General features: G+C 66.6%; 15 protein-coding genes. 8 read left to right on the forward strand and 7 right to left on the reverse strand.

Annotated features, from left to right (window positions below; translation table 11 throughout):
- Nucleotides 1-176 precede the first annotated feature (176 nt).
- Nucleotides 177-641 carry a hypothetical protein gene (locus P2T62_RS11065; protein WP_276261452.1) on the reverse strand — a complete coding sequence of 155 codons (465 nt, stop codon included), beginning with the start codon at nucleotides 639-641 and terminating at the stop codon, nucleotides 177-179.
- 306 nt (nucleotides 642-947) lie between these two features.
- On the opposite strand from P2T62_RS11065, the gene P2T62_RS11070 reads away from it, so the two are divergent.
- On the forward strand, nucleotides 948-2684 hold the full coding sequence (locus P2T62_RS11070) for a transposase (RefSeq protein ID WP_276261453.1): 1737 nt from the start codon (nucleotides 948-950) through the stop codon (nucleotides 2682-2684).
- A 261-nt stretch (nucleotides 2685-2945) separates the two neighbouring features.
- Here the strand turns inward: P2T62_RS11070 and P2T62_RS11075 are convergent, their stop codons facing one another.
- The 6 genes from P2T62_RS11075 to P2T62_RS11100 form a co-directional block, all read right to left on the reverse strand.
- Entirely contained in the window at nucleotides 2946-4625 is a 1680-nt protein-coding gene (locus tag P2T62_RS11075; RefSeq protein ID WP_276261454.1) for a S1C family serine protease, read from the reverse strand.
- A gap of 210 nt (nucleotides 4626-4835) precedes the next feature.
- Nucleotides 4836-6191 carry a glutamate-5-semialdehyde dehydrogenase gene (locus P2T62_RS11080; protein WP_276261455.1) on the reverse strand — a complete coding sequence of 452 codons (1356 nt, stop codon included), beginning with the start codon at nucleotides 6189-6191 and terminating at the stop codon, nucleotides 4836-4838.
- On the reverse strand, nucleotides 6184-7056 hold the full coding sequence (gene proB / locus P2T62_RS11085) for a glutamate 5-kinase (RefSeq protein WP_276261456.1): 873 nt from the start codon (nucleotides 7054-7056) through the stop codon (nucleotides 6184-6186). The genes P2T62_RS11080 and proB overlap by 8 nt, the downstream gene beginning before the upstream one ends.
- On the reverse strand, nucleotides 7049-7831 hold the full coding sequence (gene proC / locus P2T62_RS11090; RefSeq protein ID WP_276261457.1) for a pyrroline-5-carboxylate reductase: 783 nt from the start codon (nucleotides 7829-7831) through the stop codon (nucleotides 7049-7051). The genes proB and proC overlap by 8 nt, the downstream gene beginning before the upstream one ends.
- A gap of 124 nt (nucleotides 7832-7955) precedes the next feature.
- Nucleotides 7956-8717: an HpcH/HpaI aldolase family protein gene (locus tag P2T62_RS11095; protein ID WP_276261458.1), complete on the reverse strand. Its 762-nt coding sequence runs from the start codon at nucleotides 8715-8717 to the stop codon at nucleotides 7956-7958.
- Between the two features lie 162 nt (nucleotides 8718-8879).
- Nucleotides 8880-9287, reverse strand: coding sequence for a YlbF/YmcA family competence regulator (locus P2T62_RS11100; protein ID WP_276261459.1), 408 nt, complete (start codon nucleotides 9285-9287; stop codon nucleotides 8880-8882).
- Between the two features lie 128 nt (nucleotides 9288-9415).
- Here P2T62_RS11100 and dph2 point away from each other — a divergent pair, with 128 nt between their 5' ends.
- From dph2 to P2T62_RS11135, 7 genes are all read left to right on the forward strand, one after another.
- Complete coding sequence (gene dph2, locus P2T62_RS11105) at nucleotides 9416-10489, forward strand: diphthamide biosynthesis enzyme Dph2 (RefSeq protein WP_276261460.1); 1074 nt, start codon at nucleotides 9416-9418, stop codon at nucleotides 10487-10489.
- Nucleotides 10490-10791: 302 nt separating this feature from the next.
- Nucleotides 10792-11382, forward strand: coding sequence for a DUF655 domain-containing protein (locus tag P2T62_RS11110; RefSeq protein WP_276261461.1), 591 nt, complete (start codon nucleotides 10792-10794; stop codon nucleotides 11380-11382).
- A 70-nt stretch (nucleotides 11383-11452) separates the two neighbouring features.
- Entirely contained in the window at nucleotides 11453-12292 is an 840-nt protein-coding gene (locus P2T62_RS11115; RefSeq protein ID WP_276261462.1) for a 16S ribosomal RNA methyltransferase A, read from the forward strand.
- Nucleotides 12292-13656, forward strand: coding sequence for a mechanosensitive ion channel family protein (locus tag P2T62_RS11120; RefSeq protein ID WP_276261463.1), 1365 nt, complete (start codon nucleotides 12292-12294; stop codon nucleotides 13654-13656). Before P2T62_RS11115 ends, P2T62_RS11120 begins: the two co-directional genes overlap by 1 nt.
- Nucleotides 13649-14245 carry a HemK2/MTQ2 family protein methyltransferase gene (locus P2T62_RS11125; RefSeq protein ID WP_276261464.1) on the forward strand — a complete coding sequence of 199 codons (597 nt, stop codon included), beginning with the start codon at nucleotides 13649-13651 and terminating at the stop codon, nucleotides 14243-14245. The genes P2T62_RS11120 and P2T62_RS11125 overlap by 8 nt, the downstream gene beginning before the upstream one ends.
- Nucleotides 14246-14329: 84 nt before the next feature.
- Entirely contained in the window at nucleotides 14330-15340 is a 1011-nt protein-coding gene (locus tag P2T62_RS11130; RefSeq protein WP_276261465.1) for a 5-methyltetrahydropteroyltriglutamate--homocysteine methyltransferase, read from the forward strand.
- Complete coding sequence (locus P2T62_RS11135; RefSeq protein ID WP_276261466.1) at nucleotides 15337-16479, forward strand: methionine synthase; 1143 nt, start codon at nucleotides 15337-15339, stop codon at nucleotides 16477-16479. The genes P2T62_RS11130 and P2T62_RS11135 overlap by 4 nt, the downstream gene beginning before the upstream one ends.
- The last annotated feature ends 26 nt before the right edge of the window (nucleotides 16480-16505 follow it).

Raw genomic sequence — 16505 nt, forward strand, 5'->3', positions numbered from 1 at the left:
TCGTCTGCAAAAGACGCGCAGTCTTTTCAGCATGCACCTGTAAAAATCTCTAGCAGATGGTAGAAGTATCGGCGCTAAGTTCGCACGCTTACCGAGCAACTATTTCACAGCTATCCAGCGTAGAACCAACTCCCATTGGATGTTTTCTTACACCTCATACGTCGGAAATCTAGCTGCTATCCATATCTCCGTGTCAACTCACGTTGGAACTCATCGTTCAGTTCCGTCGTTTTCTGTGCGAGTGTCGTCTCGAATTCCTGAAGATGCTCTTCAAATTCCGTTTCTAATTTCCAGATTTGCTTCTGAATACGGGCGAGGTCTGTCAACTGTAACTCGTCCGCAATGACCTGGCCTTTTGCGGTGACCGGATGGCACTTCTGCCCCTGACTATTATAATCCGGATCGTCCGACACCAATCCGAGTTCTTTGGCGTCTTCCAAGCGGTTTCGAATCGTTGCTGAACTGATTTTCAGGTCGTCCCGTAGCACCACGAATCGCTTCGGTTCGGCCTGCAGCTCGGCTAATAGCATCACTCCACCTTTCTTCGAAAGGAACTCTCCAATCCGTTCTATCTCACTTTCGTCGAACTCATCGGGGGATGGTGCACCCGCCTCTCCCCCTGCATCATTGCGATCAGCCACTATTCACCTCGTTTGTACCAGTGCTACCATGAATCATATGGTTCGACATAAACTAATGGTTTAGGTTGAACTCGAAGAGCGACCAGAACCAGAGTTTCGGAAAACATCCAGAATTTCGCTTACGGCATTCTAAACCCTTCAAAACCGTCGAGTTCGTAGTATGTGGTGGAACGATTCGGAAGCAACACCCCATTGAATATGGTTCGAACTGAGCTACTTCGGCCTGTCTCATATCAGCCCATGTCTCGGACAGTTCGAAGCACGCCACAGACTGCTGACAAGGTGGGTCACCAGGAGTAACCGCTCGTGGTACGTGACGATCCCGCAGTCGCTGAGTCCATCGTTGTGCACGCAGAGTCGCTCTGCCAGCACGAGGACCACCTGTGGGACGTTATTAAACAACTTTCAATACCCGTTGCCTCCCTGACTGACGAGCGTGACCAGACCAAGGCAGATTTCAAAACCGAAGAGATGGTCAAAGCACATCTCTTCATGCGGATTCGAGGGTTTTCCCAAAACGAGTTCGCTGAGCAACTCAGTACCCGCTCGAATCTGATCAAGAGTGTCGAATTTGACGTGAAGAGCCTCGATGCAGCCCCATCACAGCAGGACCTCTCGTATGCCTGGTGCAATTTCAGCGACGACACTCAGAAGATCATCGAGGCCGCTGCAGAAGGCATCGGGCAAGTTGCTGTCGAGCACGACGTTATTTCCGAGGCGCTTGTCCCGGTTCTTCCTGACGAGGAGGCGGATGAAGATGACATACAGACCGATAAAGAATACCAGAAGCAGAAGGCGACGAAGCTGATCAGGCTCGCTCGCAAGCACGTGCTCCCGGAGTTCGAGACCGGGCGAGCGGCCCACCGGACCTACTCAGATGAAGCGATACTGGATATGTTCGCGCGTATCTGCGCGAACAAGGGCAGCGCTCATTCTGAGGGCGAGTACGGCTGGCTCACCGACGATGACCTGACCTGCGATGACGAAACGTTTCTCCGTGCGATCAGGCTGATTGCCACGCCTGAAGACGACGACGCACAGCCCACACTGTCGGACTATGCTGAGGCGGATGCGATGCCGAAAATCGACCGTATCCGGGATGCTCTCATGGAGTCGTTCGACGCGGCGACGGAGAACGTCATCAATTCGATTCGCGGGGATGACCCGTTCGAGGACCGGAAAACCATCGCGGCTATTGATATCACGCACGAGCAGTACCACGTCTGGCCGTGGGAAGACAAGGACGCCGGAATTTCGAAACCCGGGTTCCCGCGCATGGTCAGTGGCTACAAGAAGGATGACGAATATTTGCGCGGCTACAAGTACGCCACGATCACGTTAGTTGGCGACAACGCCCCGATAATCCTCGGTGTTGAGCCTGTCAAGGAGAACTCGAAGTGGGAGCCGGACGGGTCGCCGTCGTACTCGAAAGGCGATATTGTTGCGCGACTTCTGGATAAAGCAGAGCGGTTCGTTGATCTCGATGAAGTGCTGTTGGACCGCGGCTTCTACAGCAACGCTGTCTATGCTGAAATCGATGATCGTGACCTGCTTTACACGTCGCCTGTCCCGAAATACGAAGACGACTACACAGCGATCAAGAACATCGAGGCCCACGATGACGCGGATGCAGCTGTGAAGCACGATGTGCCGTTCGGCCAGGACGGCGAAGTCCACCACACTGCGGAGTTTCTGTACACGCCGACCACAAGTGACGATGCGGACGGGAACTACGCTGTGTTCGTGACGAATCGAGACCGTGTCGAACCGGAACAGATCGACAAGGTCTGCAACACGTATGATCGTCGGTGGGACATCGAGAGCCAGTTCAAGTCTGTGAAAAGTTTCCTGCCGAAAACGTCGTCGAAGGACTACCGGATTCGCCTCTGCAAGTTCGTGCTCGCTTCGCTCATCTATAACCTGTGGCGGCTGACCGACTACCTGCTCAAGGTGGCGATGGACGAGGATATTCGGTTGCCGCCGGTGATTACGGCCAAGACGTTCGTGCGAGCGCTCGGTGAGTTCCTGCGAGACATCGGATAAGACAGCTTTCTGCGTTCCGAGCCCGAAAATCGTGAGCGGCAGCGCTGTCCAGTCCGGCGGATTTTCTTCATTTAATTACCGGATAGTTGAGGATTAGGATTTGTTTCGCTTAGTCGTCCTTGTTTCAGGGCGAGATTGGGTGATGAAAATCCAGCTATTGCGAGACTCGTTTGTAGCCTTTTAACCGTTCGAAAAATGTGGCGGGAGAGGGCGGTCGGTTGGACGGCTCTCGCCCAGTGACTCGACCGCCATCGGGGGGCTCTAGCTGCCGTCGGTCTGTTCGGTCCCTGGTGTCCGGTTCGGCGTTGCTGTCTGCGGCGGCGTCTCGGCCCCGACCTCGGTCGGGTCGCCGGTGATGGTCAGGGTCACGACGGCCCGGGAGAGCGCACCCAGATCGCGCGAGCCGACGATCTGTGCCTGCAGGACTACCATGTACGACTCGTCCTCCGGCAGGGCCGCGATGTTGACGAGAGCCGTGCCGGTGTCGCCGCAGTCGGTGAGCCGCTGTGACTGTCCGGTGAGCGTCCCCGATTCGAACGGCTGGCGCCCACCGACCTGACACGCCGGGAACTCGAGCTGGTCCAGGACCGCGTCGGTGTCGGTCCCGAACTGGTCGGACACGATGAACAGCACGCCTGGCGTGGTCCACGTTCCGAGGAAGTCCTCGACGCTCGGTGCAGCGATCAGGCTCGGGCCCAGCGACGACGGCGCCCCGTCGACGTCGGCCCACGCGGTCGGAACCTCGGTCCGGATCGTGCCCGTGTCGTCGGTTATCGCGCCGAACTGCTCGTACTCGCCCCGCGGCTCGCCGCCGGTCCCGTCCCCGCCTCCGCCCTGAACCACCTGGAGCGGCCTCCCGTTGATCTCGCCCTCCAGCAGGAGGCCGCCCTGCTGCCCGCCGGGGAGGGCCCGCGAGACCTGGACCGGGTAGACGGCGTCGGCACCCTGCGTCCGCAGCACGTCGCAGTAGAACTCCTTCGTCGGGAGTGGTGTCTCGTCGCGGACGGCCCGACTGCCGCGGATCCGGACGATCCGGTCGCCGGGCCTGAGGCCGGCGTTCCAGGCGGGTGTCCCGGGGTCCACCGTGATGAGGTGGAGACCGCGGGTGATGCCGTCGGGGGTCATCGGCGCCCCGGTCTCCACCGCGAGGGTACTCATCCCCAGGTAGTCCACGTTCTCACCCGCCTGGAGCTGCCCGGTGACCGACCGGGCGATGTCTCGGGCGATGGCGTAGTACTGCGAGAACTGCGAGCCCGCGTAGTTGATGCCGACGAGGTTGCCGTTGTCGTCCACCAGCGGCCCGCCCGAGCTCCCCGGGGCGATGGTGGCGGTGTGTTCGAGGATGGAATCGACCGACGCCCATTCGGTCTCGCCCTGGCCGACCCGTGAGACCGTGCCGCGCGTGGAGGCGACCCGGGTCCCGTTGACCGGGAACCCGTGGGCCGTCACGTTCAGGCCCGAGAAGATCTGCCCCCCTCGCCAGCTCAGCGACGGGAATCCGTCCCCCAGGATGCGGATGACCGCGAGGTCGGCACAGTCCGAGAGCCCCACGATCTGGGCATTGTACGACTGCTGCCTGTCCTCGCCGACGAAGACGCGGAGCGTGTCCGCCCCGGAGACGACGTGGGCGTTCGAGAGCGCGATCCCGGACTCCTCCACGATGGCCCCCGACCCGGTTATCGTGCCCTCGGCCTCGATCCCGGGGAAGCTGTAGTCGCCGAACGCCTCGATGTAGATCGTCGCGTCGCGCGCCCGGAGCCAGCCGGGGCGCTGGTCCTGGCCGTCGTCCTGGGCAGTGGCCGACCCCAGGACACCCGCCGCGCCGGCCGTCACGAGCCCGCCGATGAAGGCCCGTCGAGGGAGGTGGTTGTCTGTCGATCCGGTCCCGTCCCGGTGGTCGGTCGCCCCGGGGTCCCGGTCCGCTGAGGGTTCTGGTTGCATACCGACGAACACCCCCGTTCCCAGCGAGTTATCTATTTGTGGCTTACTGAGATAAATATGCAATTACTTGCGGATTTCACCGCAAATGGAGAGCTTACTAGGAATGAATCGGCAATAATTGTAGTGGTATGGGGAGCTGATGGTCTCCGCTGGTGGCCATTCAGTGGGGGGTGCGCAGTTCGGGACTCGTGTGCGTCCCGGGGCGCGTGGTCACTCCCCCGACAGGTGCCCTGGGTTCCACTGGCCGTCGAACGGCTCGTGGCGGAACGGCTTCGCGTCCTCGCCAGCGTACGTCCCCACGAGCTGCCCGTCGCCCTCCAGGTACCACTTGTAGGTCGTCAGGCCCTCCAGTCCGACGGGGCCGCGGGCGTGGGTCTTGCCGGTGCTGATGCCGACCTCGGCGCCGAGGCCGTAGCGGAAGCCGTCGGCGAAGCGGGTGGAGGCGTTGTGGAAGACGCTCGAGGAGTCGACCCCGCGCATGAACCGGCCGGCGCGGTCGGCATCCTCGGTCAGGATGGACTCGGTGTGCTTCGAGCCGTACTCGGTGACGTGCCCGACGGCGGCGGTCAGGGAGTCGACCACCCTGATGTCGAGTTCGAGGTCGCCGTACTCCTGGCGCCAGCTGTCCTCGGTCGCCTCCCCGACATCGACGTGCTCGCGCGTGCGCTCGCAGCCGCGGAGGGTCACGTCGTGGTCGCGGTAGGTCGCGACCATCCCGGGCAGGAAGTCCGCCGCCACGTCCTGGTGGACCAGCAGCGTCTCGACGGCGTTGCAGACCGCGGGGTACTGGACCTTCGCGTCGAGCGCGACCTCCTCGGCCATACCGAGGTCGGCCTCGCTGTCGACGAAGACGTGACAGACGCCCTCCGTGTGTCCGAGGACGGGGATGGACGTGTTGTCCTGGATGTACTGGACGAACGCCGAGGACCCGCGGGGCATCAGCAGGTCGACGGACTCGTCCATCCCGAGCACCTCGTCGACGTCCTCGCGGGCCTCGATGTTGGCGGCCCAGCCGTCGGGCACGTCGGCGGTGGCCTCGACGATGAGTTCGTGGAGGACGCGGTTGGAGTGGAGCGCCTCGCTCCCGCCCTTCAGGATGACCGCGTTGCCCGATTTCAGGCCGAGCGATGCGATCTGGACCAGCGCGTCCGGGCGCGACTCGAAGACGGCCGCGACCACGCCGATGGGGACGCTCACCTTGTAGAGGTCGAGGTCGTCGTCGAGGTGACGGGCGCTGAGCGTGCGACCGAGGGGGTCGTCCTGCGCGGCGACGCTGCGCACCATCTCGATGATGCTGTCGAGCTTCCCGTCCGAGAGCTTCAGCCGGTCGACCAGGGCCTGCGTGTACTCGCCCTGTTCGAGGAGCTCCTCGGCCTCGGCCACGTCGCGCTCGTTGGCCTCCAGCACGCGGTCGCGGTTGGCGTCGATGGCGTCTGCGATGTCGTGGAGTGCCTCGCTGCGGGCCTCGTCCGACAGCGTGGCCAGTTCGAGCGCCGCGCGCTCGGCCCGTGCGACCTTCTCGGCGGTGGTCGGGTCGGTCGTCCCGGCGGTGGTGTTCTCAGTCATCGGTGACCCCGTTCACGGGGACGAATATCGTCCCGACGGGTTTGGCGTTAGCGATTCTGGCGAGGACGTCGGGCTCGGCGGAGCCGGCGATGATGGCCGGGATGCCGTGCTCGCTCACGTCGCGGGCCCCCTCGACCTTGGTGCGGATGCCGCCGAACTCAGCGTCCGTCGTCCCGTCGATGAGGTCCTCGACGGCGGCGTAGTTGCGGCCGACGGCCTCGATGCGCTCGGCCCCGGGGTCGTGCTTGGGGTTCCCGGTGTAGACCCCGTCCACGTCCGTCAGGGTGACCAGCAGGTCGGCGTCGACGCCGATGGCGATGGAGGCCGAGATCATGTCGTTGTCGCCGATCTGCAGCTCCTCGGTCGCGACGGCGTCGTTCTCGTTGATGATGGGGACGACGCCCCAGGAGAGCAGCGTCTCGATGGTGTTGTGGAAGTTGGTGAACCGCTCGGGGTTCTCGAGGTCGTGCTCGGTGAGGAGGATCTGGGCGATCTTCCGGTCGTGGCGCGCGAAGCTCGCGGTGTAGCGGTGCATCAGGTGGCTCTGCCCGACCGTCGACAGCGCCTGTGCCTCCTCGACCGTCCGGTCGGTGTGGTCCAGACCGACCCGGCCGATGCCGGCACCGACGGCGCCCGAGGAGACCAGGATGACCTCCTTGCCGCGTGCGAGGAGGTCCTCGATGTCGTCGACGAGCTTGTCGAGCTTCGTGTTGTCGAGGTTCGACGCCTCGTCGGTCAGCGAGTTCGTCCCGGCCTTCACGAGCACGCGGTCGGCGTCGGCCGCCAGCCGTCGGGTCCGGTCGATCTCGTCCGCGGTCACATCACCGTCGGTCTCGTACTCCCCCGTATGCTCCCCCTCACTCATCGCCGACCTCCGCGGAGAGTTCCCGGGAGCGCCGGGCCGCCGCCGCGACCGCCGCGACGACCTCGTCGTAGACGTCGCTGTCCCGGAGGACACCCATCCCCTCGATGGTGGTCCCGTTCGGCGAGCAGACGGCGTCGATGAGTTCCTCGATGCTCCGGTCCGAGCGCAGGACGGTCTCTGCGGCACCCTTGAACGTCTGGGCGGCCAGCGTCTCCGCCGCCTCCTCGTCCATCCCCTCCTCGACAGCCGCGTCACGCATCGCACCGATGAGGTAGAAGACGAAGGCCGGGCTGGACCCGTTCAGCGCCGTGGCGGTGTCCATCAGCGACTCGTCGATGACGGCGTAGTCCCCGAGGTCGTGCAGCAGTTCGAAGACGACCGGGGGGACCTCGCCGTCCGCGCCGGCGACCGCGGCGGCCATCGTGCCCGTCTCGGCGGCCAGGTTCGGCATCAGCCGGACCACCTTCGCGTCCGTGCGTGCCGCGACGTACTCGGTGGAGACGCCGGCGGCGATGCTGACCAGCGTCTGGTCGGGCGAGAGGTCGAGGTCCTCGAGGACCGCGCCCACGATGTCCGGCTTGACGACCACGAAGACGACCTCGGAGTCGGTCGCCTCCGACGGTTCCGTGGTCGTGCGCACGCAGTGCTGTTCGACGGCCGCGAGCGCGTCCGGGTCCAGGTCCGCCGCGACGATCTCGTACCCGCCGGCCCGTGACAGGCCCTTGATCAGGGCGCTACCCATGTTCCCACAGCCGATGACGCTGACGGTGACCATTGTTACCCGCTGAATACGTGGACACCGGTATACGGGCTTTGGTTTCCGCGTGCGCGCGGCGCGGCCCTCTCTCTTCCCGTCACGCCCCGGACAGCCGCTGGCCGCTCTCGCGGACGACGGCCGCTCACCCGGCCGAGAGGGTCTCCCGGGCCGCCCCGACCGCCTCGGCGACCCCGTCGAGCAGCATCGCCGTGTCCACCCCGGCGATGAGGAAGTCGAAGCCGAGCGATCCCAGCGCGCGGACCTCCTCCGGGCGCGAGCCGAGCGTCCCGACCGGCGTGTCGGCGGCCTCTCCCGCCTCCAGCACCGTCGCGATGGCATCGACGAGGTCCGGGTGGCTCCACTGGCCGAAGACGCCGAGGTTCGCCGAGAGGTCCGCCGGCCCGACGAACAGCGCGTCCACGCCGTCGACCGCGGCGATGTCGGCCGCGTTCTCGACGCCCGCGGCGGTCTCGACCTGCAGCACCGTCAGCACGTCCCCGTTGGCGGACTCGACGTAGGACTCGAAGTTCCGGCCGTAGTCCGAGGCCCGCGCGGTGGCGATGCCCCGGACGCCATCCGGCGGGTATCGACACGCCTCGACCGCCGCCTCGGCCTCGGCGGCGCCCTCGACCATCGGCACCATCACGCCGGCGACGCCCGTGTCGAGCAGGCGCTTGATGCGGACGGGGTCGTTCCACGCCACCCGGGCCAGCGGGAGTGCCTCGCCGGGTGCGGCGTCGACCGCCCGGGCACAGTCGGCTACCGTCTCCAGCGAGTTCGGCGTGTGCTCGGTGTCGAGGACGACGAAGTCGGCGTCGGGAGCAAGCAGTTCGGGGACCGCGGGGTCGGCCAGCGAGGCCCACGTCCCCACGACCGGCTCCCCCTCACGGAGTGCGTCACGCATGGCTGGGCGGTCGCCGGGTCCGGACAAAAAGGGTCGGGCAGGCGGGTGGTGCCCGGCGGTGGCGCCGGAGCGTCACGCTCGGTCCTCGCGGCGGGACCGCTGCGGTTCAGTCTCGGCGGTTCCACCGCCTCGAATCAGTCCTCGCGGCGGGACCGCTGCGGTTCAGTCCTCGCAGCAGCCGCCGGCCTTGCCGCCGAAGTCGACCGTGAGGGGCTCGGAGATGGTCTCGTTCAGCTCCTGCAGCGAGAGTTCGAGCCGGTTCTGCGCGGCCTGGAACTCGGCCATCTCGGGGATGTCGTTGAGTTCCTGCTGGGCCTCCTGCAGTTCCCGGAGGTCCTCGTTGGTGGCGTCGCCGGTCTGGCGCGCGAGCATGAACTCCTCGCGGAGCTGCTCGAACTCGCGGACCTGCTCCTGGATCTCCTCGTCGCTCTCGACGGCCTCCTTCGCGTCCATGAACTCCTGGTAGGCCGGAAGCTCCGTGATGACCTCGCCGAGTTCGGACGCCAGTTCCGTCGCCCGGGCGGCGGGGTGTTCGGTCTCGGACTCGCCCTCGCTCGATTCGACGCTCATTGGTCGCGCTTGGTACCCGCCCCGTTTAGGTCTGCCGAACGGCTGTTCGACGGACCCTCCCGGGCGCGCGCTGCGACCCTGCTCGCCAATCACGGACGTTATCCCGTTCCGGACGGTACGTCGGCCCAATGAGCCACGACGCCGATGTCGACGCCCCCGGTGGGGCCGAGCGGACCGAGGGTGACCTCACCCGGACGGGGATGGCGCTCAAGCACGAGCGGACCTGGGACTACGAACTCGACCGCATCGTCGAGGCCGTCGAGGAACGCGACGCCGAGAAGGTCGGTCTCCAGTTCCCCGAGGGACTGAAGCGCCGCGGGCCGAACGTCGCCGACGACCTGCGCGAGCTGCTGCCCGACGGCGTGCGGGTGATGATCTCCGGGCAGCCCTGCTACGGCGCCTGCGACCTCGACACCTACCTGATGCGCCGGACGGACGTGTTCGTCCACTTCGGCCACTCCCCGATGAAGGAGTCCGACTCCATCATCTACGTCCCGCTGTTCTCGAACGTCGACGTGACACCCATCATGGAGGAGTCGCTCGACGAACTCGCGGCCCCCGACGAGGACCCGGACGTGGGCCTGGTGACGACGGCCCAGCACATGAACAAGTTCGACGAGATGCGCGCGTGGCTGGAGGAGCGTGGCTACACGGTCCACACGCGCCGCGGCGACGACCGCCTCACCCACGAGGGGCAGGTGCTGGGCTGCAACTACGCCTCCGCGGACATCGACGCCGAGCAGGTGCTCTACGTCGGCGGCGGGAAGTTCCACCCGCTCGGCCTCGCGATGGAGCACCCGGACAAGACCGTCGTCATCGCAGATCCCGTCAACAACGCCGTCTCGGTCGCCGACACCGAGAAGTTCCTCAAGCAGCGCTACGGCGCGGTCCACCGCGCGATGGACGCCGAGACGTTCGGGGTGCTGTTCTGCACGAAGATCGGCCAGGGCCGCTGGGACGTGGCTACCGAGATCGTCGAGAACAACGACGACGCCTACCTCATCACGATGGACGAGATCACGCCGGACCGCCTGGTCAACTTCGACATGGACGCCTTCGTCAACACGGGCTGCCCCCGTATCACGACCGACGACGGGCCCCAGTTCAAGAAGCCGATGCTGACGCCGGGCGAGTACGAGATCGCCATCGGGGAGAAGCCGCTCGACGAGCTATCGTTCGACACCTTCCACGGGACCTGGTAGCGCCGTTCCTGCCGCCTCGGGTGACCTCCGCGGTCGGCCTCCTGACCCCTCCGCACGTAGCTTCAAGTACGGAACCGCGACCACTTCCCCGCGTGACCTGACGAGTCGTCGCCGGGCCGCCGACCCGAGGGCGTGGCACGCCACCGCGCGTTCGGTTCCGCCAGTGCGGTACCACGGTCCGGCGGTCGAGGCGGTACCGTCTGTTCGCCAGCGGTCACGACCGTCGGTCCCGTTAGTGGGCCCCGGGACGGGCGCCCCTCCGTGGCCGCATTTTAAATATCGCCTCCGTCTATCCTCGTGGTATGACTGACGCCGGTGACGAGACTGGTGGGTCCGGCGGTTCGGACGACCCGCGGGAGGCGGTCGTGCTGGACTACCTCCCGACGGGGCTCCCCGACGAACAGCGGAGCAACACCCCCGTCGCGTACGCGCTCGGGGTCGACGAGTTCGAACTGTACCTCGTACGGTTCGACGGCGACACCGACCTGAACGTCGGCGACCGGGTCACGGTCGATCCGCGCGGGGCGTCGGTGAGCCGCGTGGGGCGAGTCGACTACGAGGAGCTCTCGGGGGCCGCCGAGTCGGAGCTGGAGTACGCGGTCGCGGCCATCATCGACGCCGACGAGCGTCGGTTCGTCGACTTCTTCAACGAGGCGCAGGCCATCACGACGCGGCTCCACGCGCTCAACCTCCTCCCGGGCATCGGGAAGAAGCTCCGCAACAACGTCCTGGACCTCCGGAAACGCCAGCCGTTCGAGTCGTTCGACGACCTCGAGGAGCGCGTGTCGGGGCTGCACGACCCCCGCCAGGTCCTCATCGACCGCATCGTCGAGGAGATCCAGGAGGAGGACATGAAGTACCGCATCTTCGCGACTCGCAAGCGGACCGAGTGAGTCCCGGTCACGTGGCCGGTCGCTGGCGCCAACCCTTTATCGTACCAGCGTCGAACTCGCAGCAGAGCGTATGACACGACGGGATCCGGATGCCCTGCGTCGCCGCGCCGGGGTCCGCGGCGACCCGGACCAGGACCAGCACTTCCTGATCGACGACCGCGTGCTGGACCGCCTGCCGGGGTATCTGCCCGCCGACGCCGCCGACCACGTCCTCGAGATCGGCGGCGGCACCGGCGGACTCACGGACCGACTGCTCGCCGCCAGCGACGGCCACGTCACCGTCGTCGAACGGGACCCCGACCTTGCGGCGTTCCTCCGCGAGGAGTTCGCCGAGGCGGTCAACGCCGGGCGCCTCGACGTGGTGGAGGGGGACGCGCTGGAGTGTGACCTGCCGGCGTTCACGGGCTCCGTCTCGAACCTCCCGTACGGGGCGTCCAGCGAGTTCTGCTTCCGACTGCTTCCAGAGGGCAAGCCACTGGTACTGATGCTCCAGCGGGAGTTCGCCGAGCGGATGGCGGCCGACCCGGGCGAGGACGACTACGGCCGGCTCTCGGTCACCGCGGGCCACTACGCCGACGTGGAGATCGTCGAGACGGTGCCACCGACGGCGTTCGACCCCGAGCCCGCGGTCGAGAGCGCGGTCGTGCGATGTCTCCCGCGCGACCCGGAGTACGAGGTCGACGAGGCCGCCTTCATGGCGCTGGTCCGTGGCGTGTTCACCCAGCGCCGCAAGACGATGCGCAACGCCGTCCGGAACACGGTCCACATCAGCGGTATCGAGGACGCGAGTGCGGTGGTAGCCGCCGCGGACGAGGCGCTGATGGGTCGGCGCGCGGGGAACGTCACGCCCGCCGAGTTCGCCGAACTGGCCCGCCTCGCGACCGAGGTGACGGAGGTGAGGCCGCCGTGATGGGCGCGGTCGACGCGGCCGGGGTCCTGCTTCAGTCCGAGCCGCAGCTCAATCCCTGGGCGTGGACCCTCTCCCGCACGGAGCAGTACCTCGTGAGCGCGGGGCTCCTGGCGCTGTTCCTCGTCACCTCGGCGTTCGTCTACGCGCTGGGGCGGCCGCTCAAGCGACGCATCCAGGACGACGAGGTGGTCGAGGCGCTCCAGTCACTGAGCGTGAGTCTCACCGGCCTGGTCGTGGCCTTCGCGCTGGTCGTGGTCTGGCGGCTGCGCCAGGAGGTCACGACCGCCTTCACCTTCGTCCGCCTGGGACCGACGGACGGCGTCCGACTCCTCGTGACCGCCGCCGCGTTCGGTGCCGCCTTCACCGTCACACGCATCACGAAGCGGGCTATCCGGCGCGGATCGGAGGCCGACGCCATCACGGCCCATCAGAAGGAGGTGGCCCACCACGTCGTTCAGATCCTCGTCTTCGCGCCCGCGGCCCTGTTCGTTCTCGCGCTGTACGGCGTGAACCCGCAGAACCTCCTCATCGGTGCGGGTGCGGCGGGCATCGTCGTCGGACTGGCCGCACGGCAGACCCTGGGTGCCGTCGTCGCCGGGTTCGTCCTCCTCGTCTCCCGCCCGTTCGAGGTGAACGACTGGGTCGTCATCGACCAGGAGGAGGGCGTTGTCACCGACATCTCCATCTTCAACACGGAGATCCGGACGTTCGACAACGAGGTCGTCGTCATCCCGAACGACGAGGTCACCAAGAACAACATCATCAACCGCTCGCGCAACGGGAAGCTCCGCATCCAGGTCGACGTGGGTGTCGACTACGACATCGAGGTCCCGCGAGCCATGGAGCTAGCTCGCGAGGCGATGCACGTCCTCGACGAGGTACTGGACGAACCGCCGCCGGACGTCGTCATCGACGAACTCGGGGCGTCGTCGGTGGTGCTGACGCTCCGGTTCTGGATTCCCGACCCGACCATCGAGCGCAAGTGGGCCGCCCAGAACGCGGTCATCGATGCGGTGAAGGAGGCCTTCGAGCAGGAGGGCGTGAAGATACCGTATCCGCAGCGCGAGCTGATGGCCCGCGACGAGGCCGGCGGCTTCCGGCTCGCCGGCGACCGCCGGGAGGTCGGCTCGGCGGACAACGGCGACCGGGAGGCCGCGGTGCAGTCGGTCGAGTCCAGCGATGACGACGGCCCGGGGACGCACATGAGCGCCGTGACCGACCCGACCGTCGAGATCGATACCGACGGGGACGACACCCTCAAGCCGCGCTCGACGGACGGCGAGTTCATCGCCGCCATCGAGCGCGTGGCCGGTGAGTCCGAGCTATCAAGCCCTATCGAGCCGATGGATCGGGAGGATGCCTGACGACGACCGGCCGCGCCTGGCGGACCTGCGCGGGGAGCCACAGGTCTACCGGGCGGCCGAGGACTCGCAGCTGCTCGCCACGGCGGCGGTGGCGCGGGTGGGGCGGGACGACCTCGTCCTCGACCTCGGGACGGGCTCGGGCTACGTCGGCCGGAAGGTCGCCGAGGCCTGTGGTGCCCGGGTCGTCGCGTCCGACCTCAACCCGCACGCATGTCGGCGGGCCCGCGACGAGGGACTCCCGGCCGTCCGGACGGACATGGTCTCGGGGTTCCGGGACGACACGTTCGACTGGGTGCTGTTCAATCCGCCGTACCTCCCGACGCCGGAGGACCAGGAGTGGGACGACTGGATGGAACGTGCGCTCTCGGGTGGCGAGGACGGTCGGGCCGTCGTCGATCCCTTCCTGGCCTCGGTCCGCCGGGTCCTCGCGCCCGGTGGCCACGCACTGTTGCTCGTCTCCTCGCTCACTGGCCTCGACGCGGTCCGGAACCGTGCCCGCAACGAGGGGCTGATCACCGAGGAGGCCACCGACGAGCAGTATCCCTCCGAGCGGCTGGTGGTGCTGGAACTCACGCCGACCGGTGGGTGAGCACGGCGACACGCGGGAGGAATTACTCCAGTGCATCAATCTGATTAGCAAATATTATTCGGAGTGGTCACGTAGTCCGCGTCGATGACCGAACTCGTCGCGACGACACCGGGGCTGCTCCCGCTGCCCGACTGGGCGAAGGAGGAGCTCTCGGACCTGAAGGGCCACCAGAAGTCCGACCTCATCGACGGTACCGAGGGCGCGGACGTGACCGAGGCGTACGACCGCGTCCGCGCGGAGGAACTCGACTGGCAGACCGAGGCCGCCCTCGACCGCGTGGTCGAGGGCCAGGGTCGCTGGGACGACAACATCGCCCACCCGCTGGCCGTGGCCGACGCCGTCGACACCCGCGGTATCGTCCGCTACTACGACAACAACAACTTCTACCGCGAGCCGGTGGTCACCGACGACCTCGCAGCCAGCGGTGACGTGGCGGCCGAACTCGACGCCGCGGCCGACCTGCTCGGCGAGGCGGACGGCAGCCTGCAGGCCGTCCTGCCGGGACCGTACTCGCTGGCCGACCTCGCGACGGACGAGCACTACGGCGACGAGGCCGCGTTCCTCGAGGCCGTCGCCGACTTCCTCGTCGCCGAGGTCGAGCAGTTCCCGGCCGTGGAGACGCTGTTCCTCCTGGAGCCCTCGCTCGTCGAGAACCCGCCCGAGGACGGCGTCGACGAGCGGGCCAGCGCCGCTATCGACCGCGTGGCCGCGGCGACCGACGCGGACGTGGTCTGCCACACCTACTGGGGCGCCGTTCCGGAGAAGGCGTACGCCCACCTGATGGACGCCGACCTCGACGCCGTCGGCTTCGACTTCGTGAGCGACCACGAGGCGAACCTCTACAACATCACGGAGTACGGAACGAAGGACGACATCGCGCTCGGTCTCGTCGACGGACAGAACACCCGTGTCGAGTCCGTAGAGACGGTCCGCGACCGCGTCGAGTGGGTGAACGAGCAGGTCCCCTCGCAGTCGTTCGAGACGACGTACCTCTCCGCGAACACGGAGCTGTTCTACCTGCCCGTGAACCGTGCCCGCGAGAAGCTGGCCGTGCTCGCGCGTGCCGCCGCCGAGGAAGAGGAGGTGACAGCATGAGCGACTGGCCCGAGGTCGGCGAGGGCAGCGGAGACGCACGCAGCAGTGCGCCCACGCCCGCCCCCGATGGTGGCGTCGACGTGCGCGAGCAGTTCCGCCCCGACGACCACCCGACCGATCACTTCCTCCTGACGACCGTGGTCGGTTCCTACCCCAAACCCAAGTGGCTCAACCGCTCGCAGGACCTCGTCGACGACGAGGAGTACGACTTCGACGAGGAGCACCTCCACGAGGCCCACGACGACGCCGCGCGGCTCATCACGAACGAGCACGAGCGCGCGGGGCTGGACGTGGTCTGTGACGGCGAGATGCGGCGCAACGAGATGGTGGAGTACTTCGCCCACCGCATCGACGGCTACGAGTTCAACGGTCCCGTCAAGGTCTGGGGCCACAACTACTTCGACAAGCCCTCCGTCGTGGACGAGGTCACCTACGGCGAGCAGTGGCTGGTCGAGGAGTTCGAGTTCACCAGCGGCGTCGCCTCGCGCCCGGTGAAGGTCCCCATCACGGGGCCGTACACGCTCGCGAACTGGTCGTTCAACGAGCACTACGACGACGAGGAGGAGCTGGCCTACGAGCTGGCCGACCTCGTCAACGAGGAGATCGAGGCGCTGGTCGACGCGGGTGCGCGCTACATCCAGATCGACGAGCCCGCGCTCGCGACGACCCCGGACGACCACGCAATCGTCGGCGAGTGTCTCGAGCGTATCGTCGACGACGTGCCCGCCGACGTCCGACTCGGCCTCCACGTCTGCTACGGCGACTACTCGCGCATCTACCCGGAGATCCTCGACTTCCCGGTCCACGAGTTCGACCTCGAACTCGCCAACGGCGACTACGAGCAGGTCCCGGTCTTCCAGGACCCCGAGTTCACCAAGGACCTCGCGCTCGGTGTGGTCGACGCCCACACGGCCGAGGTCGAGCCGGTCGAGGTCATCAAGGAGAACATCAAGAAGGGCTTCGAGATCGTTCCCCCGGAGCGCCTGACCATCTCGCCGGACTGCGGCCTGAAGCTGCTGCCCCGCGAGATCGCGTACGGCAAGATGGAGAACATGGTCCAGGCCGCGCGCGAGGTCGAGGCCGAACTCGACAGCGGCGAGATCGACGTGGGCTTCGCGGCGCCGCCCGCCGACGACTGAGTCCCCGATCCCGATACACTCCCTCC

This window comes from Haloglomus litoreum, assembly GCF_029338515.1.
In the GTDB taxonomy this organism is placed as follows: Archaea; Halobacteriota; Halobacteria; order Halobacteriales; family Haloarculaceae; genus Haloglomus; species Haloglomus litoreum.